The following is a 25692-nucleotide window of genomic DNA, read 5'->3' on the forward strand; positions in this document are numbered from 1 at the left end:
AGGGAGAACACACGCGTGAGCAACGACCAGCAGGCCATCACCGAGGACCAGTGGCGCCGGGCCAAGCTGATCTGGGACTACCACCAGATGCACCACGAGCTGCGGCCCGCCGACGCGGCGATCGGACTGGGCAGCCACGACCTCGGCGTCGCCACGCACTCCGCCGAGCTGTACCGCGCCGGTCTCTTCCCCACCCTGGTGTTCACCGGCGGCAACAGCCCCACCACCGCCAACGTCTTCCCCCGCGGCGAGGCCGTCCACTTCCGCGAGCACGCCATCGAGCTCGGCGTCCCCGCCGAGGCGATCCTGCTCGAGCCGAACGCGGCGAACACCGGGCAGAACATCACCCTCTCCCGCGAGGTCCTCGCCGCCGCCGGCATCCGCCCCGCGACGGTGCTGCTGGTCTCCAAGCCCTACATGGAACGGCGGTCGTTCGCGACCGCCCGCAAGCTGTGGCCCGACGTCGACATCCGGTGCGCATCGGAGCCGCTGGAGTTCGACGACTACCTGAAGTCCATCGGCGACGAGAAGCTCGTGCTGGACATGCTCGTCGGCGACCTCCAGCGGGTCATCGAGTACCCGAAGCTCGGATTCGCCATCGCCCAGGAGGTCCCGGAGGACGTGCATGCCGCGTACGAGTCCCTCATCCGCGACGGCTTCACCAGCCGCCTCATCGCGTGAGCTGCCCGCGCTGGGCGGGTTGTGCGCGATCCATCAGCCGAACATCTTTCCCCGGCTGAGCACGCTGGCCAAGCTGTTCGCGGCGGACACCTGGATCGACCTGGACGACGTCCAGTTCACCCGCCGCGACTACCAGCACCGGGCCCGTCTCGCCGACCTCGACGACCCGGCCCGCCAGCGGTGGCTGACCATCCCCACCCACCTGCCCAGCGGGCGCTCCACACTCATCCGGGACGCGCTGATCGACGATCCAGTTCTCGCACGCCGCAGGACCGAAGGCATGCTGCGCCAGCACTACGGGAACAGCCCCCACTGGCCGGCCCTCGCCCAGGCACTGGCTCCGGCGCTGGACGCCTTCGCCACCGAACGGACCGCGATCGTCGCCGAGACGTCCACCCGTCTCCTGCTGGACCTGCTCGGCTGGCGCGGGCAGATCCTGACCAGCAGCGATCTACCCGCCCGGCCGGGCCGCTCCCAGCGGCTCGCCGACCTGGCCGCCGCGACCGGTGCCCGCACGTACCTGTGCGGAACGGGCGGCATGACCTACCTCGACCCCGCTCCGTTCAAGGCACAGGACATCGCCGTTGTGCCGTTCCGACCGCCGGCGACCGGGATCTGGTCCACCGGCCGGCGGGTCAGCGCCCTGTGGGCGCTGGCGGCGCTCGGTCCGCAGGCCGTGGCCGCCCGCTGCCGCGCACTCGCCGCGGCGCCCGAGGCCATGCTGGAGGCATGACCCGGCCGCTGTGCCCGAGCGGCGTCCCCCTGTCCGGTCAAGGAGGAGGCACCCTCTGGCTCTGGGCGACTCGGTTCACACGAGATTCGCCGCGGCGGGGCTCCGACGGCCTTGTCGTTGTTCCGTGCAGGCCATGTCATTGGTCGAACTCAACAGTCCCCTGCAAACGCTCCAGGGCGTGTCACGCACGGTCAGCCCCGGACGTGCCGAACCCCCGGCACCCGGCCGTCAGTCGAAGCTCACGATCATCCCGCTCGCCTTCCGTGATGCAGCCGAGGCTGTTGACAGGCTTCACCGGCATCACAAACGGCCGACCGGCCACAAGTTCAGCCTCGGTGTACTCGACGACGCTGGAACGCTTCGTGGCGCTGCGATTGTGGGCCGCCCTGTGGCCCGTTGTTTCGATGACGGGTGGCAGCTTGAAGTGACCCGAGTGGCTACCGATGGCACTCCCAACGCCTGCAGCACCCTGTACGGGGCCGCATGGCGTACCGCGTCGGCTGCCGGCTACCTACGGCTCATCACCTACACCCAGGACGGCGAGTCGGGCGCCAGTCTGCGTGCCGTCGGCTGGAAGCAGGTTGCGGCGCTTCGGCCCCGTGCAGGATGGGACACCCCCTCACGTCCGCGCAGGGATCGAGGCACAGATCAGGTCGCACGGATCTTGTGGGAGCAGTCGCGATCAGGGGCTGCGGCTCTGCCAGCGCTGGCCGAGCTGCGTAACGAAATCCGGAACGAAATCCTCTGTGAGGGCCCCGGGTGCGGGCAACCGTTCCCGCTGCGCCCCGGTCCTGGACGCCCTGCCCGCTTCTGCTCGACGACGTGTCGGGTCCGTGCGCACCGCGCCGCCAAGGCTGCGGTCTGACCGGTCGGCTCGTCACTCGTACAGGCTCGTGCCCTGTCCAGTCCAGCCGCGGCGTCACAGAGGACAGTCGCCTTCCCCCCCCCTGCGACGCCGATTCGCCGAAGTATGCCCCGGTCCGCTTCTTCCCTGTTCAGTGCGCTCCAACGAGACCGCGCCGGTGGAGAGCGCGGCCGGGGATCACGGGGAGCGACATGAGCACGGGGACGGTCAGGCAGGCTTACGGAGCACGTTGGACGCCGCCTCAGCCTGCCCTGCTTCCCACTTGGCTGCAGCGCCAGGAACGCTTCACCCGCTCGAACATCTGCCTTGAGGAACTGGGCATGGCCATCCGCCAGGGTGGCTGGTCCGTCCTTCCCGTCCCGGATGTGCCGAACCTGGGCGCCTGCGATACCGCCGATTGGGCGGCGAAGGTGCTGGCCAGCCAGGAGTCCCTGCGGCTGGAGCAGGCTCGCACCTACTCCTTCGGGTCGAACGCCACCGGCATGGCCGTAGCAGCGGCGGCCGGGTCACCTCCGAAGGAGAAGATCACCGCGACTCGGCTCCCCAGCCCTTCAGGCTTGATCGTGTTCGCTGATCCGATCGGCCACCACTCCGAGCCCGTGATGGCGGCTGACGGCCGCGTGGTGGAGCTGCACACCCCGATCGTCGCCGCTTCCTGGTCCCTGTGGGGTCGCGAGCAGATGGAACACCTCGGCCCCGAGCATCCCATCGCGTGGCTTTGCCGGGAAGAAACCGGGGAACCCGCCCGCCTTCCTCAGACGATGCAGGCGATATGGGTCACCTTCTACTCCGCGCGGCCGGGCGACATCCCGGACCTTCCCGACGAGGCTCCGGTCGCCATGATGAACGGGGTGCCGGTGACGGCCGCGATGGCCCGGGCCCGCGACGCACTGTTCTCCCGCGAGTACACCGACCTGTGGGGGCCTCTGCGATGGCATGATGAGGCGCTGCTGCCGATCGGGGAGCGCTTCGAGGAACAGCCCCAGCCAGGCCCTCACGACTGGGCCAGTGTGCTCTACACCGCATGGCAGATGATGCAGCAGCGCACAGGGGTGACCCAGCTCGTCGACATCAAGCGTCACAACGTGCTGCCGCCCTCGGCGCGGAAGAAGGCGAAGGCGAAGGCGCGGCAGTCAGGCCTGGGACCGGCCGTCGGTGACGGCGTCGTGCACGTCGTCGACCTCACCCGCGCCCGTCGACCGGCCAAGGCGGAAGCTGACCGGGACGCGGCGGCCTCCGACGGTCGACGGAAGGTGGAGTGGAAGTACCGCTGGAAGGTGCCGCCGCACCGGCGCATGACGTGCATGAATCCGCGTCTGCACCATGACATGCAGGACACCGAGCTCAAGTACCACGAGCACCGAGAGGACCTGTTCCCGGAGGTGACGAAAGGACCGGAGGGCAAGCCTCTTCGGACCCAGGGCGGGACGACCTACACCTACGAGGTTTCCCAGTAACACCCATCCGGCGCCGCACGCCGAGCGCGACAGAACAGATCGGCCAGAACCGCTGCAACGGATATGCCGATCACCCCGCGAGACGCGGCCGCCCCGACACAGGGGCGGCCGCTTCATCGTGGGGCGCGTCTTGGGCGCCGACTCGGACCTGTCCGGGCACGAAGGGAACGGTGCCCGCCTTCAGGGTCTCAGTGCACGGCGGGTCGTGGCCGCCATGACGACGGCCATGAGCACGGGGAGGTAGAGGGCAGTCGGCAGAGAGGTCCAGGAGGCGAGCGCGCCGATCAAGGCCGGCCCCGCGAGGAGACCGAGATATCCGGTGGCCGCGACCGTGCCGACAGCACGTGGCCCTCCGCGGCCGGCGGCGGAAATCAAGGAGGGGACGGCGGTAGACAGCCCCAGCCCCACTGCGGCCCATCCGGCCATGGCTATCGGAATCGAGTTGGAGGCCACCCCGATCGCCAGGCTTACGGCTCCGAGTCCGGCACCGATTCTGACCACGGTGACGTGCCCGTAACGGGCCAGCATCCTGTCCCCGCACAGCCGCCCAACCGCCATCGCAGCGCTGTAGACCGCGAAGGCGGCGGCGGCGAGGGTTTCCGATCCACCCAGGTCCTTGATGTGTACGGCGGACCAGTCGACGGCGGCGCCTTCACAGAGCAGGCAGGCCGCCGCGAGGGCACCCAGAAGCCACAGGCTGCGCCGGGGAAGCGCGGCTTCGTCTTCATCGTCGGGTGACGCGCCGGCGGGGGCGTCGAGGTGGCCTGCAGCCCGGACCGTGCGGCCGGAGGTGACCGCCGCCAGGGAGACCAGGATGCCGACAGCAGCGAACAGCAGGTCGTGCGGCAGCCATGCGGTCACCGCTGTCAGCGCGGCTCCGAGGAGCGCGCCGGCGCTGTAGGCACAGTGGAACCCGGACATGATCGGACGCTCGTAAGCCCGTTCGCACGTGACTGCAGAGGCGTTGGCTCCGACATCGAGCAGTCCGTGGAAGGCCCCGAACACCGCGGCGGCGAGCGACAGCGTGAGGAGCGAGCGCCCCTGCCCCAAGAGGACCAGGGAGAAGCCGAAGCCAACAGCGGGAAGGACCAGCAGGCGGGATGATCCGAGCCGGTCAGCGATGCGGCCGCCGATCAGGAGGCCTCCCACCATCCCGGCAGCGGCCGAGAGAAGAACTACGGCTAGGCCACCGGACTGGAGATCAGCAGCGGCGCGAACGGCGGGCATCCGGGCGCCCCATACGGCCATGACCACGCCCAGAGTGGCGAAGTATCCGATCAGGAGCAGCCGAGACCGCTTCGTCGAAGGGGCCACGCGGGCCGTGGAGGTCGCGGTGGTTGTCACCTGCGGCCTCCGTGCTCTCGGCCATGCGGCCGCGCTCCGTCACCGGCACACGGCGGGTCCTGGTGTGGTGCGAGTACGGCCGCTCGAGCTGGTGCTGACGGCTGGGCATGCCGGCAGTGTCCGCGAGCGGGACCGCTGGCACGCGGATCGGGGGCTGGAGAGCTTGGTGCGGGGTGGATTGGCTGTCGCATGACGGGATGGTGGGCCGTGAACCGGACACCTTTGTTGAGCACTTCCTTCGCCGTCCACGCAGTCCTCGCCGACAAGCCTCCACTCATGGGTGCTGCCCGGTCTCGCGGTGGTTGGGACACCAGCGGGAGGACCGTTCAGACTGACTGCGCTGCTCCGGTCATCGGATGCGGCGTGGGCCGAGACCTGTTCGGGAGATTCTTCATGCTGTCGCTGGTGCCGTACGTGCCGCCGATCGCTCGTGACGCGGGGAGTTGTGTGTGCGGTGTGTCGCGCTGGGTCTTCGAAGAGGTTCTATGCCAGTCCTGTCGGAGCACAGCAGTGGAGGAGCATGGCGGGCGCCTCCCCCGGCTGTTGGCGGACATCTCGTACGACTACCGCGACATTCGCCTGACGTGGTCGGCTGCTGGGGAGAGTCCGGAATCGTTCAACCCGCGGGTTCTGTTCATGGCTCCCGACGTCACAGACCCTGACCGGGGCAAGATCCAGTTGCGCTGGTTCCACTACTGGGCGGACGACATGCTGGTGGCCGCCTGCGCCGCCGGGGCCAGTGACGAGGAGATCCTGGCGCTCGCGGTCGCTCAGGCTCACTACGCCATCGGCACGCTCGCCGTCCACGAGGTGGGCGAATGGTTCACCTACCGCGGGAAGCAGGTCTTTCCGCCGCACCGTTCCGATCCTGGCTTCCCGGCTGACGAAGAGAACGGCCCGGACGGCAACGGAGCAGTGGTGCTGTGGCTCGCGTACGACCACCAGAACGGCACGGCACGTACGCCGGGAGCCGTTGCAGTACCGGCCGGCGGCTGGAAGCCGTACCTGACCGACATCGGGACCCTGCCCGGCCAGAGGCTCGACGCCGACGATTCCGGCATCACGGTGGAAGGCCCAGGTGACGCCCCAGCTACTCGGTTCTCCTGGGCCGATGTGACTGCAGCCTCCTCCCCCGGCGCCGAGGATGACCGGTCGAGAATCCTGCACGCCCTGCATCAGAGCATCGTGTCCTCCGAACTCAGTGTGGTCGCCCGGCATCTACTCGTACGGGGCCAGCCTGTGCTCGCGCCAGCGCCCGGCTCGGGGGGCTCAGGACTGACCTGGCGGTTCCATCTCACCTACGACGGATGACCAGGCGCTTCCGGATGTTGAACGGACTGCCCCGCGCACAGTTCTGCAACTCCACCGGTATCCCCGTCGACCCGACGGCCGAGAGGATTTCGCCAGGCCTCGGCGTCGAGAGCGCTCGAGATCAGACTGGGCCCACGATCCGCGATCCACGCTCCTGTGCGATCCTCCCCTCTTCGACCACTCCAGGAGTCGTTAGCCATGGCCCTTGAGGCAGACCGCACCCTCCTCAGTCCTGAGCAGCCGCTCGACGACGAGGCCGAGCACGATCAACGAGTCCGCGCGCACCTGGCCAGGCTGGCCAACGCTCGCGGTCTGTCGGTCGACGAGGTCCTGGAGGCGTTGAATGCGACCCTGGCGTCCGGGCAACCGTTGATCACAGATCCTGAGCACGACGGCGAGGCTGCCCCTGGGCTTCCGAGCAGTCGAAAGGGGGGCACGGTCACCCAGCAGCGGCCGGCGGGCCCGGTCTGGGGCGTGACGTCAGTGGATTGCCAAGGGCCGCCGGTCGCTCAGCGCAGCCCCTGCGCGGGTACGGAGCGGTGCCCCTGGCGGCGGGACGCGGTTCCGGGCGCTTTTCCCGCGGAGGCCTTCCGTCTTTCAGCTCCGACGTCCTACCCGGACAGTGACCGCCGATTCGGCTGCCACTCCTCGTCTGCTGAAGCGCCGCGGGTTTGTGCTGGGTGGCTGCTGCGCGGCGCCTCGGGGAACCAGCAGGTGCTGAAACTGCTGGAGGCCGGGCTCATTCAGGTGCCGACGTTGCCTGCCGGGGTCGAGTTGTACGACGACTACGCGGAGATGGCCGTGGCCAACGGTGTCGCGGAGGGCGACCCGACGCTCGCCCCGATTCTTCGGGGCCGGTCGCAAATGTGCGCAGACAACGAGACGCTGCCAGGAGGGGACGTGGCTGCCGAGGGCACGCAGAACCGGCGTTCGGGCGGTGCCGGGTGACCGCCGATGCCAACCAGTCGAGCACTGCGGCGTCTGACACGCTCCAGGAGTGGATAGCCCGCTACCGACAGCTGCCGCTCGGGGACGAATCATGGGTCTACACCAGCTTCGCGGAGCTCGTCGTCCGCCACGGGCAGGCATACGAGCCGGCTGCCTGGCCCATGCCGGACGCCCAGCATCCCGGGCGCTGCTTTCACGTCGCCCGCCGGTGGGCCGAGGAGGCCGGGTGGACGTACGTGGAAGGCTTCGTGCTCGTTCCGTCGGAGATCCCGTTCAGCGGCTTCGAGCATGCCTGGTGCCTGACGGCCGAAGGCAGGGTGGCCGATCCGGCGCTGCCAGACGGGTGGGCCACGGCCTACTTCGGAGTCCCGCTCTCTGACCGCTTCTGCCGGGAGCAGCGGGCGCTGCGCGGGACGGATGCGGTTCTGACCCTCGATCCGGTCAAGTTCTGGGAAGGGGCGAACACGACCATCCTTCGCCAGGGACTGCCCTCGTATGCCGTAAGCCTCACCGAGCGCACCGCCTGACCGTCGTCGTTCCCGCGATGCGTGGCTTCCCGCTTCTGCCCCTCGACCGTCAACCTGCGGAGGTTCGCACAGCGGCGTCCACGTGCTTCCGGAGGCTGTCCGCTTCACGAGGCAGGCTGCGCTCGTCTTGACCACCAGGACAGCGTCCACCGCGGACCAGCCGCGGCAGCGCTTCGTAGGTGCCCGGCTCCCCCGAGCCTGCACCTTTTTGTCCCGAGCGGACCGATCGGAGAGCAGCCATGCCCCAGCTTCCCTACGAGACGATCACCCTGCGAGTCCTCCTCCCGCACGACCTGGACCGGACTGTAGCGGCACTGTCCGGCCGCACTTACGACGCCCGCACGGCCGCCGGCGGCGAGTTCCAGGTCCACGGCAACCTGCACGACGCCAAGACCACCCGCCTGTGGATGGCCCGAGGGGGCCCCGCTCCCCGCCCGCAGGTGCTGCTGAACGGGCTCGCCCACGAGGGCCTGATCGAGGACGGTGACTACCGGATCAAGGGATAGCGGGAGGCAGGATTCGCCGCTGCTCCTGCCCGGTCGGCAAGGACGCTTCACTCCCTCCGAGTACCCCGTCCCTCGGAGCGAAGGAACCTCATCCCCATGACTCGGCAGACGCCCACCCACATCGAGCACACCACCCTGAACCCGAGGGCCCGCGGGGCTCACGACCTCGTTCGCCAGGTCGAGGAAGGGCAGCTCGATGTGGACCCTCCCTACCAGCGGGGCAGTGTCTGGACCTCGGACCAGCGAGTGGCACTCGTCCGTTCCTGGATGATCGGCCTGCCCGCTGGCGTGATCATCATCAGCGATCGCGACAACCCGAACTGGGCCGCAGCCACGGAAGACGTGTACAAGGCCGGGGCGGCGGTATGGGCGGCCGTCGACGGGAAGCAGCGGATCCTGACAGCGAAGCTGTGGTTCACCGATCAGTTCGCTGTTCCCGCCTCCTGGTTCGACCCGGCGGTCGTGGAGCAGACCGAGCTCACCGAGGATGGCCCTTACGTCCGCTATGGCGGGCTGAGCCAGCCTGGGCGGCTCAAGTTCGACCGCCGCGCTCAGTTCCAGGTCGCCGAGTTCCGGACGGCCGGAACGATCCATGACGAGGCCGCCATGTACCTGCTCGTCAACGGCGGCGGCACGCCCCACACCGGCCAGGAGATGCAGCACGCCCGGGAGATCGCCGAGAAGAAGCCGTAGGTCCTCCGGCCCGAACTGCGCATTGAGGCCATGTGGCCCGCAGCAGGGCCCTAGGGTTGCGGCCATGGATGCGACCGCCCCGGCTGAGGCCCTGCTGCTCGTCACCGCCAGCACGGTGCCGGGAACCGATGTGGGCAATCTCGGCCAGCGCCTCGCCGACACCGTGGTCCACCTGCCCGGCCCCGCGGCCGCCGTCGTCGGGAGAAGCACCGTTCCGAAGGACATCGCTTCATGGGCTGCTGAGATAGGAGAGCGCCAAGGCATGGCCGGTGCGGCCGCCGATCTGGTGATGTACTTCGCGCGCCTGTGGTTCCGCCCCAGCCCAGACCTGCCGGCCGATGTGGTCGCAGTCGCTATCGCATGCCGTCAGGTGTGGGAAACCCATCTTCGCGATGTCGAACTGTCCGGCCTTACCGACGTGGTGTGCTTGCCCGCGCCTGATGCGGACGCGTGGCTCCGAGGCGCATCGGGTTGCACCTCGCTCGCCAGGACCGCCGGCGCTCCTCCAGGCTTGATTCCCGAGAACGGCGCGTAACACGGGCGGGCTGCTCCACCTGGGCACTCCACCGCACGGCCTCCTCATCAGGCGACGGGTCGGCCTCGGGTGTCTCCGCCCCGAGGGCGCAGGGTCGTCCCGGCCTCGGTAAGCAGGAGGTGAACGAAGCCGTAGGAGCGTCCGCAGCCCTCGGCTAGGGTCCGGATCGAAGCTCCTTTGTCGTACGCCCGCCTCAAGTCGGCGCCCAGCTTCTTGCGCGCCAGTCCGGTAATCCACGTACGGCTGCCCAACACGTCGTCTTCCTCTTTCTGCTCGAACAATCTCCCGGGCGCCAGCTGGCGTCCGGGAGCATGCTCACTCTCCCGGTGAGCGGCACGATTCCGGTCTCGGGCACGAGTGCTGGCTTCGTTGGGGGCGGTGTTGCTCGTGGGGCAGTGGCAGACGGACTACAGCGACGCCGTCATACGCCGCACTCAGGACGGTGCGGGCCGGAACCCGTGCCGGGGAGTACGACAGGACGCGGGCGCATGGAAGTTGCTGGCACGCTCCTGTTCCGCGGTGCGCGGCTACCCGCGACCGGCCCGGTGGCCGGCCCGCCGGATTCGGTGACCTACCCGTTCCAGGATTCGCGATGGCGCGACGCACTGCCGTGGAGCGCGGTTTCTTGCGGTCATGCCAGACAACGACCTCGCTCGTCGCCTCCGCGACCAGCTCACCGCCCACCCCACCCCGCAAGATCCTCAAGCCTGGATCACTGCCCACCTGCCCAACATCGGCCACGCGGGCCGCCCCATCATCGATGCGGCCCACGATGCCCTGGGCATCAGCGAAGAGGACGCGGCCGCCCTGCTCGATGCAGATCTCCTACCGGAGCAGTTGCTGGCGGCGCTCGATCAGCTCTCCGACGGTGCTGCGGCGATCAACTGGGAAGCGGCGTATGCCGCCGCCTACGGCCTCGAGGACGGTGACTTCAGCGTCGCAGCCGAGCATCAAGCACGCCGCCGCGTGTGGGGAGTCGCCCACGACCTGATCACTGACGGCACCAGGCGCAGCGGCAGCCGTGGGCTACCAGCCAGCGTTATGCAGTTCATTGTGGCCGGCTGGGTGGACGACTGCCTGACCAGCGGACGGGAGCCGACCTTCTGGCGTGATGAACGCGGAATCTGGCGGACCTCCAACGGGGCGCTGTACGCGCCCCGGTTGACCGAGGCCGCTGTCATCTACCCCGGCAGCATGCAGGGCACCGAGGACGCGCTCGCCGCGCTCGGCGCCTCAGAACTGACCTGGGTGGGCGTCCTTGGTGACCGCCGCCTGCGCCACGTCATCGTCCCCGCCGACAAACTGAGCGTCCTCAGCCAGAGCGCACACATTCGCACCCTCGGCACTCCGCCGCCGGACACCGTCTACACGTATCTGCACACCTCGTGGCTGCGCACCAGCGGCGACGTCTGCCAGCGCTGCGGCACGGTGGCGTTCCTCGCCCGGGCCACCGACTGGCCCGGGGCCCCGGCCCTTTGCCCCGACTGTCACGAGGCGATGAGAACCGCTCAGGCAGCCGCTGGGCACCAGTGCGCGGACGGGTGCGCGCAGTCTGTCGACCACACGGGGCTGTGCCTTCCCTGACCCGGTGTTACTCCCCGGTGCCCGACGTAGGCGTCGGGCACCGGGGAGTACCGGCCTCCCCGCACGCGGCGTCCGTCCCTGATCTGCGGGGGCGGCTGTCCTGCGCGTCATGGTCGACGACACAGGACCACGAGAGGGCCACGCCTTCAGATTCGCCGTCGCTGCCGTTCCGTCCCCCCACACCCGCACCATCGCCCCTGCTTCCTCTCACACCGGACGACTAGGAGAACGACGTGGGGCTTTCCATCCGAGCAGGCCGACCGAACGGACCGCTGCCCAGTGATCCGTTGCCGCAGTGGTCGTACGCGGGCTTCAGTCTCTTCCGCCGCGGGATCGCCAGCCACATCGGCATCAACCTCTCTCAGATGCACGGCTACGGCGGCGGCCGTCGATGGAGCAGCGTGACCAGTCCCTTGCGTCACCTTCTGGACCACGACGACGACCGCGGTGAGCTGACGCCCGAGCAGGCGCGCGAGCTTGCCCCGGCGCTGAGCGAAGCACTCGCCGAACTCGGCCGCAGTGACCCCGAGGGCCTCCTGTGGGGTCCGGACGGCTACAACGGGCGCGTCGGGCGGGAGTTCGTTGACCTCCTCACGCTCTGCGCCGAAGAGGACGTCCCAGCCGTCTTCTGCTGAACCCTAAGCATCACGAGTCCGTGGCAGGCGCTCCTGCCGTTTCATGGCGAAGGCGCCGGGCAGCAGCCGCTGTCGATTCAGGTCGCCGCGGACTCGTCGCCGCAGGGGCCGACGCGACGGGCTCATGTCGGTTCCCTCCCGAGCAGACGGATCGGCTTGCCGTCCGCCATCGGTGCCTCCCGGGCACCGGGCGCCAGCCATCAAATGTGGCGCGTCCGCGACCGAGCTGTCTTGACCGCTGCGTGAACGACTTCTGATGCCGTGTCCGCATCTGCTGAGACCTTGCGTGCTGACAGACGACGAACGGAGAAGTCAGTGAACCGTGAGGAGCGACGCCGTGCCGAGCGTGCGGCGCGCAGGAGTCGCAGGGGTCAGGAACCGGGGCCGTCCTTTCAGGCTCCAGCGGGTCGGATCGCCCGGGCGGCCGTGTTCTCGCCCGCCGACGAGGAGCGGCAGCGCCAGGATTTCCTGGCCGGCGGCGTGTTCGCGGACGGCGCCGGGGTGATGTTCCCCGAGGGCGATGGGCCCGGTCTGAGCCCGGTGTTCGTTGTCTACGTCCATGACGACGAGCGCACGTTCGGGCCGGCACCGCAGCTTCGGACCGCTTTCGAGCTGCTGGACGAGATGGGGTCGGTCGCTCTGCACGAGCGTATGCCGGTGGCCACCTCCTGGTCGGGGATGAGCGGCACTAGTCCGCTGGTCAAGCTGAAGCTCGGGTTCCCCGGGCCCCACCCGGCCAGGGGATCGGCGGACCTGGTGCTGCTTGCGGACCAGTACGCCGAGCTCTGGCAGTACATCGTCGGCGGCGGACTGATCGGAGTTACCACGCAGCAGCGCCTGGAAAAGGCAACGAGCCATCCGGGAGCATCCTTCACGGATGGACTGGAAGCCTGCGTCCTTCTGGGGATCGGTTCGTCCCCGGTCCTGGAGCAGCTCATGCACCTGTACCGGTGGCCCCAGCCCACCAGTGCCGTCTGACAGCTCTGTCCGGAACGGCTGACACGTCAGCCACAGCGCTGTAGCGGCGGCGCTCATCCGCCGCCGGACCAGCGTGCCTGCCGATGCCAGGACTCCGACCAGCAGGCCAGACACCCCTTCTCCCCCACCCCGCTGACTGCCGTGCGCAGGTCGGCATGACTCGTCACACCCACCCGCCGCCCGGTATGCGGCTTACATCACTTTGGAGCTGACTTCAGTTGCGCAACCTCTCCTCGAACGCCCGCCGTGGGACCGCCGCCGCGCTCACGTTCGCCGCACTCGCCGGCACCTCGCTTCTCGCCGCTTCGCCGGCGTCGGCGCTCTCCTACAAGTGCACCACCAGCACGAAGTCCATCGACAACCCGGCCTACTCCGGCCCGTGGGCGGACAACTGGGACATCAAGATCAGTCTCTGCTCCGCCCGCTCCGGCTCGACGGTGTACAGCTACGCGAAGGCCTCCTGGGACGGCCCCGTTGGAGAGGTCGACGACACGTCGATCTTCAACGGCGCATACCTGCGGATCTGGATAGCGAAGTCCGTCGCCGGCACCGATCCGGTTGTCCGCAGCGGCAACTACTACGGGATCGAAGCCAAGCTGGAGAACTCCGACTACTGGGGCAACTACAACAACAGCTACACCACGCCGACGATCAGCTACCCGGTCGGGAGCGCGAAGGCGTACGTCGACGGACAGCTGAAGCTCGAATGGCGCAACGACGGCAAGGGCTACCTGAACTACGACTACAGCGCCTCGCCGACGGTCTGACCAGCTGACGGTCCTACGGCTCCGCGGGTGCCGGCCGACTGACGCCGCACAGACCAGCCACCAATCGGTGGCACGTCCGGGCACCCGCCCCCTGCGGGTGCCGAGGGCCTTCGACCGCCTACACCGCTGACCGCCTGTCCGCCGGCAGGGTCCGCAGGACCACGTGCGCCCCCTGCCGGCGGTGGACCGCGCCAACGCGAATTCGCGTGGAGAAGTGCTTTGGCCATCAACGGCCTCACCTTGGCGACGTCCGAAGACGACGCGATAAGGAGCGCCACCAGCAGTGAGCACCATCAACATGACCAAGGGCTCTGCGCCCGCCCGCATGACCAAGTCCTCCAGCATCCGGGTGCGGTGCTGGTGGGACAGCCGAACGGACTACGACCTGTACGCCCTCGTCGTCTACGCAGACGGCCGAGTCGAGACCGTCGCTACCTTCCCCGCGGAGGGAGTACCCGCCCAGCTCGCCACAGCCGACGGGGCGGTGAAGCATCTCGGCGACGTCGGCCGCCAGACGGTCGGAGTTGCCGAGGAGATCATCGAGATCGCCCTGGACGACTCGATACGCGCCGTGATCCCAGTCGCCTACTCCGCTCAGTCGAACGGCACCGGGTCCTTCTTCGAGTACCGCGTCTCCATGGAACTCGACAACGGCCTCGGCGACCGGGTCGTCATCACGGCTGAGAACGCCAACAACAACAGCCGCATCTACACGTGCGTGCCGGGCATGCTGGAGAACACCCCGGACGGGGTGAGCGTCCACGCGCTGGAGCACTACTCCGCGCCGGGGTGCGAGGACCGGCCGCTCGTCAGCCTCGTGCGCCGAGGTCTGATGAAGAAGGCCGAGGTGGTGGCCATCGACATGGACGCGGGGCCGCGCAACGCGTACAAGTAGCGGTCCCCCAGCAACCGCTGAGGGAGCAGAGCACGCTGCTCGCGGCGTGCTCCGCCCTCGGGTGGAAGGCGTTATCGAGGCGTCTGGTGGCTTGCCCAGCCACCAGACGCCTCGGACGTTCCGTCTGAGCTGGCCTCCAGCACCCCGCCGGCGACGACGGTATTGCCCCGGTTAGAAACCGGCCCTCTCCCTCCCCTGGTGGGCCGTACCTTTCTGCCGAGCACTGCAGTCAGCGTTCTGGGCACCCAGCGGTGAGGCTCGGCAACTACGGTTGTCCGCTTCTGGGCCTAAGTTCGCGGCGTGATAGACGATGAGGCACTCAACGATCTCCTGAAGCGGGCCTGCCTGATCTTCGACGCTCGCGCGACGCACACCGCGGGCGCCGCCGGCTCGTTCACCACCCTGCACATCAACCAGCTCGCCGACGACCTGCTTGCCGCACTGGACTCATGCGAGGTTGCGGAGCGCCCCTACCTCATGGAGGGGTACCGAAGTCTGAGCTTGGCCGCAGACATTCCCCCTGGCCGGTCCTGCCAGCAGCGCGAGATGCTCGTGGATGTCGCCCGCCAGGGGTTGGCGTACGTCGTCACCGGAAGACGCGAAGGACGTCCGGCTACCAAGGGTGAGGCTTTGGCGCTACTCGAGGACCGGTGGACTGCCTCGATGCTGGCCTGGGCCGACTTCTTCCCACCCTCGCTGGACGAGGTCTCACCTTCCTGCAGGTGCGGCGCCGTGAGGCTCGGCTACGGGAGGTGCGGCTCCAGCGTCCATTCCGACGAGAACCGGGTGCCGGGCATCTCGGTTCAGCAGCGCATATGAGCAAGGTCCACGGGCCACGCTTCTTCTGGGCTCCGAGGCGTTCCTGTCCGCCCGGTAGGTGGTTGGCATGGCTCCAACCTCAAAGTGCCGAGGGGGATTCGCCAGAACTCGGTACCACCGCATTCGTCGAGGACCCTCTGCTCCGTAAGCGCCGGCCAAGTGCAGCGCACCCCCCAACCACTTGTGGAGACAGGAGCAGTTGTTCGTGCCCATATCAATCCGTTCCTCTACCGCTACCACCGGGAAGTCGAAGCCGATGTCGCGTCCCGTCCGTATGGCCGCTCGGATGGCAGCTGGCGTCGCCCTTCTCGCCTGCGCGCTCAGCGCCTGCGGTGGCTCCAAGGACAGCACTGTCTCCGGTGCGCGCGATGACCTTCGGATCGTCACGAAGAAGACCGTGACCGACACTCGCCCCCGGATGGTCGAGCAGTGCACTACCGGTACCAAGCGGGTCAAGCACACCTCTACGACGAAGGGGAAGACGCGCACCTGGTACACGACCGAACCGACCCGGACCTGCCGGAAGGTGCAGCAGGGCACGGAGACCTATGACCGGGTCGTCCGGCACGCGCGGTGGTGCGTCGAACTCGACGACGTCGACGGCAACGCAGGCAGGGACGACGTCTGGTACGAGGTGGACTCCGCGACGTACACGAAGGCGGCCGCCGCTGCGGAGGGCGACAAGCTCGCTTTCACGCCGCTGCGAGCCGGGTGCTGATCCGTCATTCACCGGCAGGGCCCAGGATGCGCTCCTGGGCCCTGCGGGCTGTGTCCAGGACGTGTCGTCCGGTCATGGAAGGCGAGTGCAGTTTCCGCTGTCCGGTGCGGCTGGCCGGCTACTGACGCCAGCTGCTAGGTGACGTCCCCGGGTCGCTCAATCAGCGCGGCTGGAACGAACGCGGTGTCCATGGTGGGGAAGTCGGGGCCGTCGCCGTAGATCAGCATCCATATCCCGTCGGCGGTCTCAACTTCCACGGCGTTCAGCGAAGGCCCGGAATCCCCGAGCGGCTCGGCGTTCCCATTCATAAGGCCAACGGTAGAAGCGCTGAGACGAACCTGCACCCATGAACACCACACTGCGCGGCTGGCCCCGTTGTCCGTCTGTCACGCCGGACAACGTCTTCAGTTCACTTGCTCATCTGGCCGCCGTGCTTGACCGGAATTCGCAGGAACTCCGGCCGTCTCATGCACCCGGCGCACCATCGGCTCCCTTACTCAGATCACTCGCCCACGGAGCCCGCATGTATGCCAGCCGGTCCCGCGCTTCCTCTTCTGGAAGTGCGTTCCGCTTCACCCCACGCCCTCATCAGGAGGAGGCGCTGCACGCCATCATGCGGACCGCTGGGGACCGCGCACTGGTTGTGATGGCGTGCGGTACGGGCAAGTCCCTTGTGGGACGTGAAACGGCCCGAAGGCGGGCGGCCTCTTCGGTGCTCGTCGCGGTGCCGACCCTCGCACTCGCCGAGCAGGTGCATCGCGGGTGGGCAGCTGACTTCCCCGGAACTCTGGACACGCTCATCGTCTGCTCGGACTCTGCGGTGGGCGGGGCGGACGTACCGGTGACCGTCGATCCCGAGCGGGTCGCCGCGTTCCTCGCTGCGGCGGAGGCCGGGCGGATACGGCTGGTGATCTCGACCTATCAGTCGGTGGGGCGGATAGCCGAGGCGTATGCGGGACGTTCCCTCTCACCGCTGGACCTCATCGTTCTGGACGAGGCCCACCACACCGCTGGGCCGTCGGGAAAGTCCTATGCAGTCGTGCTCGACAATGACCGGATTCCGGCGGCGTTCCGTCTGTCGCTTACGGCCACGAGTCGCATTCACGAGGGCGCGGACGGCACGGCGGATGTCATTTCGATGGACGACGAGGCTCAGTACGGCACTCGGGTTCACGAGCTGACGTTCGGCGCCGCCATCCAGCGGAACCTGCTGGCCGACTACGAGGTTGCCATCGTTCTGGTCTCCGACGAGGACGTGCACGCCGCACTGCAGAAGGAGGCGACGTCCCGGACCGGCCCCGGGGACTCCTCGACGGTGGCCGCTCAGATCGCCCTGGCGCAGGCCATGCGCGAACGTGAGCTGCGCAGCGTGATCGCCTTCCACAGCCGAGTAGCCCGCTCCAAGCGCTTCTCTGCCTCCCTCGGCTCGATCGGCACCGCAGCAACAGGCGTGACGATCACCTCTCTGCACATGGACGCCACCACCCCGGCGGGGAAGCGCGCTGAGCAGCTGGCCATGCTGGCCGCGCCAGCCGGGGACGAACGGGTCGTCCTCAACAACGTCCGTACCCTGACCGAGGGCGTAGACGTCACCAGCGTCGACGGCATCTGCCTGGTCGACCCGAAGTCCTCCCAGACAGACATCGTGCAGGCTGTCGGCCGGGCGCTGAGGCTCCATCCCGAGCACGACCGTCCGGCGACGATCCTCCTCCCGGTCTACGTCGCGCCGGGCGAGAATCCGCAGGCGGTCCTGGAGGCCAGTGCCTTCCAGCATGTCTGGCGAGTCCTGGCCACGCTCCGCGATCAGGACGAGCGCATGGACGCTGCCCTCACTGCCGCTCGCCGTCGGCTGAGCAGTGAGCCGACGGCGAGCGGCATCGACGCCCGGGCGATACTGCCCGAGAAGATCAAGATCTACGGCAGCGCGACGGTGGGGGCCCGCTTCGTGCAGGCCCTGGGCGTCCACGTCTTGGAGAACACCACCGAGGACTGGTACCGGTGGCTCGGCCTGCTGGAGCGATACGTCGCGCAGCACGGACACGCAGCTGTGCCCTTTTCCACCGAGGCCGGGAGCCTCGGGGCCTGGGCGACTCGCCAAAGGTCTCTGCGCACGGCTGGCAAGCTCCTGCCCCGCCGGGAGGAGCTGCTGTCGGGGCAGCCTGGATGGACGTGGAACCTTGCCGACACCAAACGGGAGCAAGGGCGGACGGAGCTGGAAGCGTTCGTCGAAGTCAAGGGCCACGCCAGGGTGCCACGGGGCTTCGTCTCCCCCACGGGCTACCGGCTGGACAACTTCGTCACGCTGGCTCGAAATCGATACCGCGACAAGCTGATGGACGCCGATGAGATCGCGTACTACGAGGCCCTGCCCGGCTGGATGTGGCACGTACACGACGCGAAGTTCGAGCTCCTTCTCAAGCACCTCGACGACTTCATCGGCGAGCACGGGCATGCTCGGGTTCCACAGCCGTACAAAGTGAACAAGGACGGCATCCAATTCGCCCTCGGCAACGCCGTGTCGCGGAAGCGGACGGCTTACCGCAGGGGGACGCTGCCCGCCGGTCAGGCGGAGACTCTGGAACAGCGGCCCGAATGGATGTGGGACGGCCACGCTGCCGCCTGGGAGGCGAGCTTCGAGGTCCTGGCCGCCTGGGCCGCCGACCACGGCCACCTGAAGGTCCCCGCCGATGAAGCAATCGACGGCGTCGGCCTCTACCGCTGGCTACTGAAGCAGAAGGCCCTCATCCGCGAGGGCAAGCAGCCCGCCGAGCGGCGCCGCCGCCTGGAAGCTCTTCCCGGGTGGTCCAGCGCGGGGTAACACGTAGGCCTACGAGGTGAGGTCGCCGGGCCGCCCGCGGCCTCACCCGTTCCAGCGGAAGCTCAGCACCGTCCAGGTAAGCGACCTGCTGGCGAAGCAGTACACACCCCGGCCGGCATCCAGACCAGCGGGTCGAAACTGTCCGGCGGCGCTTCCCTCATGGGCAGAATGCAAATGCCATCAACACCGAGAACCAGGGATGAGCCGGTGAGCCCACGACCTCGCAAGCAGAGAGCATCCGAGCCCTCGGTGAACGGCCTACAGCCGAAGATCGCCGAGGATGAGAGCACTACCCCGGACAGGTACAAGCTCGAGTGTCCGCTGTGCGGCGAGGTCGGCCGGTACCGATTCGCGCTGCTCGCACGGCGGGCGTTCGAGGAACATGTCGACGAGAACCACCCGGCAGTCCAGAGTCCGCTGGACCAGGTCCGGACTCTCGTCGACATGGCCGAGACCGAGGCTGGAACCTGGGAGTGCACCATCGGTGCGGAAAGCTACGTGGCCCGGCAGCATAGCCCCGGCGGGTTCACTGTGGAGGTGGTGAGCCGCCGGACTCTGATCGACGGCCGGCTGGCGACCCTGGATGACGCACGGATCACTATCGGCGGCCACGCCAAGCTCGTCAGCTCCGCCCTGGCGACGGCTGCGACTATCCAGCTGCGCCAGGGGCGCCCAGCCCACGTGGTCCCTTTGGAGTAGCTTTCCGGTCGCGCGAAGTCTCAGAGCCGGCGGCCATGGGCGAGCCGGGCGATCGGCCCCCTCAAGCAGCAGGAACAGCGTCACCGCGACCGGTCAGTCGGCTATCACGCTTCGCTCCCCAGGAAGGACCGGCCGGACCGATCGCCCACGACGTGCTCTCCTCACATCACGGCAGGACGGCCGGCAAGCGGATTCCCGTCGGAACGGAGGCGGGATCCGCGTGAGCCCTCGGATCCTCGGCTGGTCTGGCGAGGATCAGCTTCACCTGCTTGACGGACGCTCCGGTCGCCAGGGCGATGTCGCTCAAGGATGTCCGCCGCAGAGCCAGAGCCTTCACGGCCTGGGCCAGGGCCGTTGCGCGGGCGTCCTCAGCGTCACGCAGTTCCTCGAGTTCCGGCGTCACTGGGATGATCTTCACCTCGGCGGTCACGCCTACGAGCGCGAGACCATCCTCGACGCTCGCGCGGACCAGCCGCAGCGTCCGCCCGCTCCCGTACACGCCGTGCTTGGGCTCGTGCGCCACCCACAGACGGCCGCGCCGGCTGGCCTGGCACTCGATGGCCTCGCTCACGCCGCACGCTCCAGGTCCTCGATGATCTGCTGAGCGACCGCATCCGGGATGGGGGTGGGCAGGACGACCTGCCGAGCGCCGATCCGGTACCGCGTGTGACTGCTGGTGCTGTCGACCTTCGTGACCGTCAGGCCCTGTCGACGAGCGGCGGCCTGAATGCGCAGCAGCGGGACGCCCTCCACGCTCGCCCTGAGCCCGGCAGTCACCTCCTGGGCCTGCTTCCACTCCGCGAGACTCACCACGGGCTCATGCACGGGGCCCGGCGACCACACCCACTTCGAGATCGGATTCCACCGGGAGAAGCCTGGCTGCCCGGTCCGGGACGCCTTCCTGTTGTAGACCTGATAGCCGGTGAGCTTCGGGTTTGCGATCAGGCCCTCGACGAGGTTGTGCGTCCATTGGCCCTCGATCGGGTACCGCTCCGGATCGGCCGACAGAATCGAGATGATGTCTCCCGACTTCAGGTGCTCATCACGCCGCAGGCGGCACAGCTCCCGAGAGGCGTCGAAGCGTCGCGCGTCCGGGTGCGGGGCGAGCTTCTTCTTCGGCCGCGCCTCTCCGAACCGGCCCCGTGGCGGCGGCGGTGCGTTCTCGTCGACGACCGCAATGTAGGGGTACGGCGGGTAGCCGTGGTTCCATCCGCCAAGGGCGTGCTGGAACTGCCCGCCCATGGACATCTCCAGCATGACCGTCCGGTACACCTCCGCCTCGACCTGTCCGTAGCGGCGGGTGCGCAGCCGGCCGGACTCGGTCCCGCCTTGCGGTTCGTTGGCGTACACCACCTCTATCCCGGACTTCTGGAGCTCGTGCTCCACGGTCAGACTGGCCAGCATGGCCCGCGCGACGCGGTCGGCGCGCTCCGCTAGCACGTGGGTGATGCCCATCGGCTCGGCGTGGGCGAGAAGGTCCTGGAGGCCACCGTCCCGGCGGGTCGGGACGCGCAGCGCGTCGTACATCTCCTGGGGGGCGAGGCCCCGGGCCTCGGTAGGGAGCATTCCGGACTCGACGTCCCAGAAGTACGCCGCGAACTCTTCCCCCTCTTCCAGGCATTGGGCGGCGAGGGCCACCTGCCGGGGGATGGAGCTGCTGGGGTTCTGGTTGTCCTTGGTGGAGACCCGGCCAACGAAGGCCGACCGGCGGGGGCGCGCGTCCACCTGTACGAAGTTGGCCAGGTCGCTGAGGTCGATGGGCGGTCCGAAGGGGAAAGTCATGGTCCTTCCTGGGTGCTCAGAGAGCGGATGTGTCCTCGCGGTGGCGAATGACCGCGGCCGGGCTCAAATGGCAGGCCGAGGGTCATAACCGCAGACGCGGCATGAGGCTCATCGCTGTCCCTCAAAGGGAGGAAGACAGGAGAGAGTCGCGGTACCTCGACCCTATGAGGCCCCACTGACAGTCACCGTTTTCCAACCTCGACCCCTACAGCACCAGTTGATGCCTGCAGACCCGACGGTCAGGAAATTCGCGACGGTGTGATGGATTCAGCCTCCCGAACGCAGCATCGGCCTCCTCAACGCCCCCAGCCCGAGGAAGCCGATGCCCACTCGTCCCGTCCGCCGCTCCGAGTCAACCCAGAACGCAGCCGCAGTAAACGTCGCCCTCCTCGAAACGCTGCGGCTTGCCGTGCCCCTCCATATCGCCGAGCTCCGCGACCGTCCCACTGACGTGCTCGTAGCCATCGCCAGCGAGTCGGCCAGCGTCGTCGGCTCCAAGGGCGACGTTCTCCAGTTCCACTCTCCGAAGCGAGGGGCGGCAGCCGAAGCGTTCAACGCGCTCGCGAGGGGGCTGGCGGCCGCCGCGATCGTCACACACGGCGGTGTCACCTTCGCCGGCTCGCACTGGTGCACCGTCCGTGCCTGCCCGGGTCCCGATGCCGACCATCCGCAGCCGGACGTCACCCCGTCCTGACCGGTGCCGGCCCGGGTCGTGCCTGCGGACGTAGTACCCGGCGGCGACGCCGCACCGACAGTGTCTGCCCGGGCCACTGAGAGGTCAGGAGGCCTCAACGCCATGCCTTACGTCGAACGCCGCTTCGACAATGCCGAGACGGCTCTACTCCTCGATGAGGAATGCAGCTACTGCCACGCCGCAGCCGGTCAGTACTGCGACGTGGACTGCCCGTTGGGCGTCATCGATCCCAGCTACACCCGCGAGGAGGAGCTCCCATCGATGTGGGAGCCGCCGCCCCCACCTGGCTGGTGACCGCCTCGCGCCACTCCCACTGACCCCCGGCCGCTGTGGGGCCCGGGCAAGTCGTGAACCCGACGCCCCACCGAGCGCCACAGGACATGGCCGGTTCACCGGCCACCATGCACCCCGCCCCAGAATGGAGACCAGATGCCTCCCATCGAACCGGAACGCGTCGACGAGCTACGCTCCCGCATCGCAGCAGCCGCCCGTACGATCACCATCAGACTCGGCCCCAACGCTCTTGCGATGGCCTCGGCACAGCAGCCGATCCGCCTATCAGGAGGTGAGGCCGACATGGTGGCTTCCGCCGTCGTTGACGTACTCGCACAGGAAATGCTGCTCGCTCACCAGGAGTGGGAGCGCAGTGGAGTGTCCCTACGCTCGTGTTTGGTACCTGGCTGCCTCCGCCAGTTCGACATGATCGCCTCCCTTTCTGGTGCGCCTCCAGAACGCGAGGACTGGTCAAGTGATGGCTGGCTCCAGCACCGGCCGCTGAGCGGTCACGCGTGCCCCGAGCATGCGCAGGCTCTTTGGACATCGGGCAGGCACATCCCGAACTGGCACCACCACAGCGACGACGACACTCGTCTGCTCTGTGCCTGCAGGTGGGGATCCGGCAAGGTCCAGTTCCGGGGCCACGGCGTCACGCTGTGGCAGGCGCACGCACTCGAGATTCTGAACAAGGACCCGGGCGACACGGTCAGCACGGCGCAGACCTCGATGACCGCGGAGCAGCTCGCTGCGCTCGCCGTCAGTGCCCAGCGGCGAGGCCCCGGGCTGGCAGCCGGCCGGACCAAGGAGCAGCTTGCCGCCGTAATGCCGGGCTTCATGCGCGACGCCGTGGACGCCCACGTGCCGGGTTTGGCAGCACTACGGGCCGTCGCCGACGCGGCCCGTGACCGGTACGAGCGCGGGCTGATTGCCTGGCTGGAGACCCTGGACTGAGATCTTCTGCCGCCCGTCACCGCCAGACGGGCGGCGGTGTATCCCCTGGCCGTCGGCCTGTCCAACGGCCAGGGGCCTGTGCCCCCGCGGTATCGCCCTCCCCCTTCGCCGAGCATCGCAGGACTCGCGGGCACTCACGGATCTGCTGCGTCCCATCCCAGCATCCGTGATCGTCAGCCATGGACCGGCTCGCGGCCCATAAGAACGCCCGTGGGTCCCTTCGGAGAGGATGGGGTTGTGAGCTTCCCTGCACCACCCTGCGCAGAGTGCGCCGAGCCGCTTCAGTACGACGTGGAGATCCGCCGCTTCGTCTGCGGCAACGTCCAGTGCTCAGCGCTGGGCATGGAAGTCCCTATTTGGCGCGCTTTGCAACAGTCCGGGCTCGCGGCTTCGGACCCGCCCGGGCTGCCACGCCCAGTCCACAAGGGCCTGCCGGTGCCCTGGGTCGCTCCCCGGACCGCGGACTACGTCTTCTGGCTCGCCCTCGATGGGGCACGCTGCGCCCTCGCGCACAACCGGTGGCTCTGCCAGGTGTGCGGCGATGAGCTGCCCGAGGAGGCGTGGGTACTGGCCACCCCTGAGGGCCAGGTGCTCCAAGCCGCGCTGCACGCCAAGTGCAAGGACTTGGCGCTGGAGTTCTGCCCCCACTTGTCCAGTGGCGACACCCGCGCCGTCCCGATGCTGGCCTCCCGGGACGAGCTCTCGGCCGATGGTCATCCGCTGAGGGACGCTACTCCTTCGGACCCGCTCTTCCTCCATCAGTGGCAGGTCACGAGGTAGTTCAGTTGGCTGGCCATCAGCCTCGTGTACCTGGCGCAACCGGCACGGAGATTCGCGACGGATGAGGGTCCGTCGTGGTCCGGCAGCAGTCTTCCGGCGTCCCACTTCCCGACCACGCCGGAGCCCACAATGCCGCACACCATCCCCTTCGCTTCCCACTGCTCGGAGACCGCAGCACGGCAGGTATGGGCAGCTTCACTCTCACGGGCCGAGGAGTACGCCGCCCGCTACCTGACCGCCACCTTTTCTGATCTTGAAGTCAGTCGCTCTGGCGGCCCGGCTGAGCAGCCCGGCCTGTCGTTCGAGCGTGCCGGCTGCGGGAGCGTGTTCGTGACGACCGACTCCGAGCGGGCCACCCTGCGCGCCCACGGCCTGCACTGGGAACTGTGGAGCGCGGCCGTTTCCGCCCTGCACGGCGGTGAGCACTTCGTCCTGGTCGACGCCGACGGCAGTGATGTCGAAGAGCCCCGAGCTGCCGCGCCGGGCTCGTACACCGACACCTCAGACGAGGACTCGCTGGTCATCCGGGACGACGGCACAGCGGACGTGAGGTTCTTCGAGCTGAGCATCGACGAGATGGCCCAGGTCCTTGCCGCGCTCCGAGACGGCCTTAGCCGCCTCTGTCAGCGCCGGTGCACCCGTTGCCATCTGCCGCAGTGGCGGCACTCCGCGCGCCGCAGCGGTGAACACGTGGTCTGTGACTCCTTCACCCTGGCCTGCACCGACTGCTTGCCGCACACGGATGCCGAGGAGTGCGCCCAGGCCCGCACCGGGCAACCCTGCACCCGCCAAGCCGCGCGCGCACGGGCCTGCCGTCCTCAGGGCGGAGAGGACGTTCTGGCGTCGCTTCTGGAGACGTTCAACGGCTGGGACCTGGCCGCTCTCGCACACACCGCCGTGGAGCTGTTCGGCACGCACGGCGACGTCAACGACGAGCTGAGCGAAACCCAGAAGGACGTGCTGGAGCGCGCCGCCACGTTCTTCGACGAGATCAGCACGCCCATGTAGAACACACCCTCCGTGCCGGGCCCCGGACTGTCGGAGCAGCCAAGGGCCCGGCGCCCGCGCGGCGGAGGATGACGCTCTTGTCGATCGGCCCTGGGACGTGACGGGCTCCTGGCCGGCCCCACCCCGGCGCTGCGGTTCCTTGCGTAGGGCGCGAACACCGCTCCCAGACCACAACCTCGGCGCCGCGAATCGGCTCTGCAGCGGGACTGTCCGCTACCGAGTCCACGATGGGTCTCCGTCGGCCGGCGAAAGCCTCTGCTACACGGAAGGTCAAGCATGCTCCCACCGACACTGGCCGCCGCCCTGAACCCCGCCACCCCACTGCGATGAGAAGACCCGGAGATCGAGAGGCGCCCATCGCTGTTCCTGCTGAGCAGATTCCGCCGGGCTGTTACTGGTGGACCGACCCGGACGGGGCGCTGTGCCTGCTGCCAGGGTGTCTGGCTCGGATCAACGACCCCGACGCCGCCTGCACCTGCAGAACCCTCGCCTCCCACCTGACCAGGGCCGAAGAACGCCTGGCGGAAGCCGCGGAGCGGGAAAGGTATGCGGGCACCTGGTGGGCCGCGCTGCGGGCGGCGGTGGACGCGCATCCAGCGCGGGACGAGATTCTCCGCGATGCGCGGCGCCGGGCCGGCCGTTGACGCGCTGTCCCGTCTGAAACCGGCGAGAACGCCGGCACCCGCGT

29 protein-coding genes are annotated in these 25692 nt (G+C 68.5%); 24 read left to right on the forward strand and 5 right to left on the reverse strand.

Annotated elements, in window-relative coordinates:
* The first annotated feature begins 15 nt into the window (after positions 1-15).
* The 4 genes from ACWCQM_RS18415 (at position 16) to ACWCQM_RS18430 (ending at position 3736) form a co-directional block, all read left to right on the forward strand.
* A complete protein-coding gene (locus ACWCQM_RS18415; protein WP_351867343.1) occupies positions 16-681 on the forward strand; it encodes a YdcF family protein in 666 nt (221 codons plus the stop codon).
* 19 nt (positions 682-700) lie between these two features.
* Positions 701-1414, forward strand: coding sequence for a WbqC family protein (locus ACWCQM_RS18420; RefSeq protein ID WP_351867346.1), 714 nt, complete (start codon positions 701-703; stop codon positions 1412-1414).
* 133 nt (positions 1415-1547) lie between these two features.
* Positions 1548-2279 (forward strand): XF1762 family protein, encoded by a 732-nt coding sequence (locus ACWCQM_RS18425; RefSeq protein WP_450916262.1) that lies wholly within the window; start codon positions 1548-1550, stop codon positions 2277-2279.
* Between the two features lie 320 nt (positions 2280-2599).
* Positions 2600-3736: a hypothetical protein gene (locus tag ACWCQM_RS18430; RefSeq protein WP_351867349.1), complete on the forward strand. Its 1137-nt coding sequence runs from the start codon at positions 2600-2602 to the stop codon at positions 3734-3736.
* Positions 3737-3916: 180 nt separating this feature from the next.
* Here the strand turns inward: ACWCQM_RS18430 and ACWCQM_RS18435 are convergent, their stop codons facing one another.
* On the reverse strand, positions 3917-5080 hold the full coding sequence (locus tag ACWCQM_RS18435; RefSeq protein WP_450916263.1) for an MFS transporter: 1164 nt from the start codon (positions 5078-5080) through the stop codon (positions 3917-3919).
* 393 nt (positions 5081-5473) lie between these two features.
* On the opposite strand from ACWCQM_RS18435, the gene ACWCQM_RS18440 reads away from it, so the two are divergent.
* From ACWCQM_RS18440 to ACWCQM_RS18465, 6 genes are all read left to right on the forward strand, one after another.
* A complete protein-coding gene (locus ACWCQM_RS18440) occupies positions 5474-6391 on the forward strand; it encodes a hypothetical protein (RefSeq protein ID WP_450916264.1) in 918 nt (305 codons plus the stop codon).
* Between the two features lie 198 nt (positions 6392-6589).
* Entirely contained in the window at positions 6590-7339 is a 750-nt protein-coding gene (locus ACWCQM_RS18445) for a DUF6283 family protein (RefSeq protein WP_450916265.1), read from the forward strand.
* Complete coding sequence (locus ACWCQM_RS18450) at positions 7336-7866, forward strand: hypothetical protein (RefSeq protein WP_450916266.1); 531 nt, start codon at positions 7336-7338, stop codon at positions 7864-7866. Before ACWCQM_RS18445 ends, ACWCQM_RS18450 begins: the two co-directional genes overlap by 4 nt.
* Positions 7867-8105: 239 nt before the next feature.
* Positions 8106-8372 carry a hypothetical protein gene (locus tag ACWCQM_RS18455; protein ID WP_351867364.1) on the forward strand — a complete coding sequence of 89 codons (267 nt, stop codon included), beginning with the start codon at positions 8106-8108 and terminating at the stop codon, positions 8370-8372.
* A 96-nt stretch (positions 8373-8468) separates the two neighbouring features.
* Positions 8469-9065, forward strand: a complete 597-nt coding sequence (locus ACWCQM_RS18460) for a DUF262 domain-containing protein (protein ID WP_450916267.1) — start codon at positions 8469-8471, stop codon at positions 9063-9065.
* A 64-nt stretch (positions 9066-9129) separates the two neighbouring features.
* On the forward strand, positions 9130-9600 hold the full coding sequence (locus ACWCQM_RS18465) for a hypothetical protein (RefSeq protein WP_411098734.1): 471 nt from the start codon (positions 9130-9132) through the stop codon (positions 9598-9600).
* Between the two features lie 47 nt (positions 9601-9647).
* Here the strand turns inward: ACWCQM_RS18465 and ACWCQM_RS18470 are convergent, their stop codons facing one another.
* Positions 9648-9854, reverse strand: a complete 207-nt coding sequence (locus ACWCQM_RS18470) for a helix-turn-helix domain-containing protein (RefSeq protein WP_351867372.1) — start codon at positions 9852-9854, stop codon at positions 9648-9650.
* A 379-nt stretch (positions 9855-10233) separates the two neighbouring features.
* On the opposite strand from ACWCQM_RS18470, the gene ACWCQM_RS18475 reads away from it, so the two are divergent.
* From ACWCQM_RS18475 to ACWCQM_RS18505, 7 genes are all read left to right on the forward strand, one after another.
* Entirely contained in the window at positions 10234-11184 is a 951-nt protein-coding gene (locus tag ACWCQM_RS18475; protein ID WP_351867375.1) for a hypothetical protein, read from the forward strand.
* A 233-nt stretch (positions 11185-11417) separates the two neighbouring features.
* Positions 11418-11819: a protein kinase family protein gene (locus tag ACWCQM_RS18480; RefSeq protein WP_351867377.1), complete on the forward strand. Its 402-nt coding sequence runs from the start codon at positions 11418-11420 to the stop codon at positions 11817-11819.
* A 426-nt stretch (positions 11820-12245) separates the two neighbouring features.
* The gene (locus ACWCQM_RS18485) at positions 12246-12797 is read left to right on the forward strand and encodes a hypothetical protein (protein ID WP_351867380.1); all 552 of its coding nucleotides are present in this window, start codon (positions 12246-12248) and stop codon (positions 12795-12797) included.
* 218 nt (positions 12798-13015) lie between these two features.
* Complete coding sequence (locus tag ACWCQM_RS18490; protein WP_351867383.1) at positions 13016-13564, forward strand: hypothetical protein; 549 nt, start codon at positions 13016-13018, stop codon at positions 13562-13564.
* A gap of 283 nt (positions 13565-13847) precedes the next feature.
* A complete protein-coding gene (locus tag ACWCQM_RS18495) occupies positions 13848-14459 on the forward strand; it encodes a TerD family protein (protein WP_351867386.1) in 612 nt (203 codons plus the stop codon).
* A 300-nt stretch (positions 14460-14759) separates the two neighbouring features.
* On the forward strand, positions 14760-15278 hold the full coding sequence (locus ACWCQM_RS18500; protein ID WP_351867389.1) for a hypothetical protein: 519 nt from the start codon (positions 14760-14762) through the stop codon (positions 15276-15278).
* A 286-nt stretch (positions 15279-15564) separates the two neighbouring features.
* Complete coding sequence (locus ACWCQM_RS18505) at positions 15565-15996, forward strand: hypothetical protein (RefSeq protein ID WP_450916268.1); 432 nt, start codon at positions 15565-15567, stop codon at positions 15994-15996.
* A gap of 134 nt (positions 15997-16130) precedes the next feature.
* Here the strand turns inward: ACWCQM_RS18505 and ACWCQM_RS18510 are convergent, their stop codons facing one another.
* Positions 16131-16253 (reverse strand): hypothetical protein, encoded by a 123-nt coding sequence (locus ACWCQM_RS18510; protein WP_450916269.1) that lies wholly within the window; start codon positions 16251-16253, stop codon positions 16131-16133.
* A gap of 266 nt (positions 16254-16519) precedes the next feature.
* On the opposite strand from ACWCQM_RS18510, the gene ACWCQM_RS18515 reads away from it, so the two are divergent.
* Positions 16520-18814 carry a Helicase associated domain protein gene (locus ACWCQM_RS18515; protein ID WP_450916270.1) on the forward strand — a complete coding sequence of 765 codons (2295 nt, stop codon included), beginning with the start codon at positions 16520-16522 and terminating at the stop codon, positions 18812-18814.
* A 207-nt stretch (positions 18815-19021) separates the two neighbouring features.
* Positions 19022-19513, forward strand: coding sequence for a hypothetical protein (locus ACWCQM_RS18520; RefSeq protein ID WP_450916271.1), 492 nt, complete (start codon positions 19022-19024; stop codon positions 19511-19513).
* 166 nt (positions 19514-19679) lie between these two features.
* Here ACWCQM_RS18520 and ACWCQM_RS18525 read toward each other — a convergent pair whose 3' ends face one another.
* Both ACWCQM_RS18525 and ACWCQM_RS18530 read right to left on the reverse strand, forming a co-directional pair.
* Positions 19680-20084 carry a hypothetical protein gene (locus ACWCQM_RS18525; RefSeq protein ID WP_450916272.1) on the reverse strand — a complete coding sequence of 135 codons (405 nt, stop codon included), beginning with the start codon at positions 20082-20084 and terminating at the stop codon, positions 19680-19682.
* The gene (locus ACWCQM_RS18530) at positions 20081-21295 is read right to left on the reverse strand and encodes a recombinase family protein (RefSeq protein ID WP_450916273.1); all 1215 of its coding nucleotides are present in this window, start codon (positions 21293-21295) and stop codon (positions 20081-20083) included. The genes ACWCQM_RS18525 and ACWCQM_RS18530 overlap by 4 nt, the downstream gene beginning before the upstream one ends.
* Positions 21296-21617: 322 nt before the next feature.
* Between ACWCQM_RS18530 and ACWCQM_RS18535 the strand changes: the two genes are divergently transcribed.
* The 5 genes from ACWCQM_RS18535 (at position 21618) to ACWCQM_RS18555 (ending at position 25004) form a co-directional block, all read left to right on the forward strand.
* The gene (locus ACWCQM_RS18535) at positions 21618-21989 is read left to right on the forward strand and encodes a hypothetical protein (RefSeq protein WP_450916274.1); all 372 of its coding nucleotides are present in this window, start codon (positions 21618-21620) and stop codon (positions 21987-21989) included.
* Between the two features lie 102 nt (positions 21990-22091).
* Positions 22092-22283 (forward strand): hypothetical protein, encoded by a 192-nt coding sequence (locus tag ACWCQM_RS18540; protein WP_450916275.1) that lies wholly within the window; start codon positions 22092-22094, stop codon positions 22281-22283.
* Between the two features lie 135 nt (positions 22284-22418).
* Complete coding sequence (locus ACWCQM_RS18545; RefSeq protein WP_450916276.1) at positions 22419-23216, forward strand: hypothetical protein; 798 nt, start codon at positions 22419-22421, stop codon at positions 23214-23216.
* A gap of 237 nt (positions 23217-23453) precedes the next feature.
* The gene (locus ACWCQM_RS18550) at positions 23454-23996 is read left to right on the forward strand and encodes a hypothetical protein (RefSeq protein ID WP_450916277.1); all 543 of its coding nucleotides are present in this window, start codon (positions 23454-23456) and stop codon (positions 23994-23996) included.
* Positions 23997-24326: 330 nt separating this feature from the next.
* On the forward strand, positions 24327-25004 hold the full coding sequence (locus tag ACWCQM_RS18555) for a hypothetical protein (RefSeq protein WP_450916278.1): 678 nt from the start codon (positions 24327-24329) through the stop codon (positions 25002-25004).
* The last annotated feature ends 688 nt before the right edge of the window (positions 25005-25692 follow it).

It is taken from the genome of Streptomyces sp. NPDC002125 (assembly GCF_053593715.1).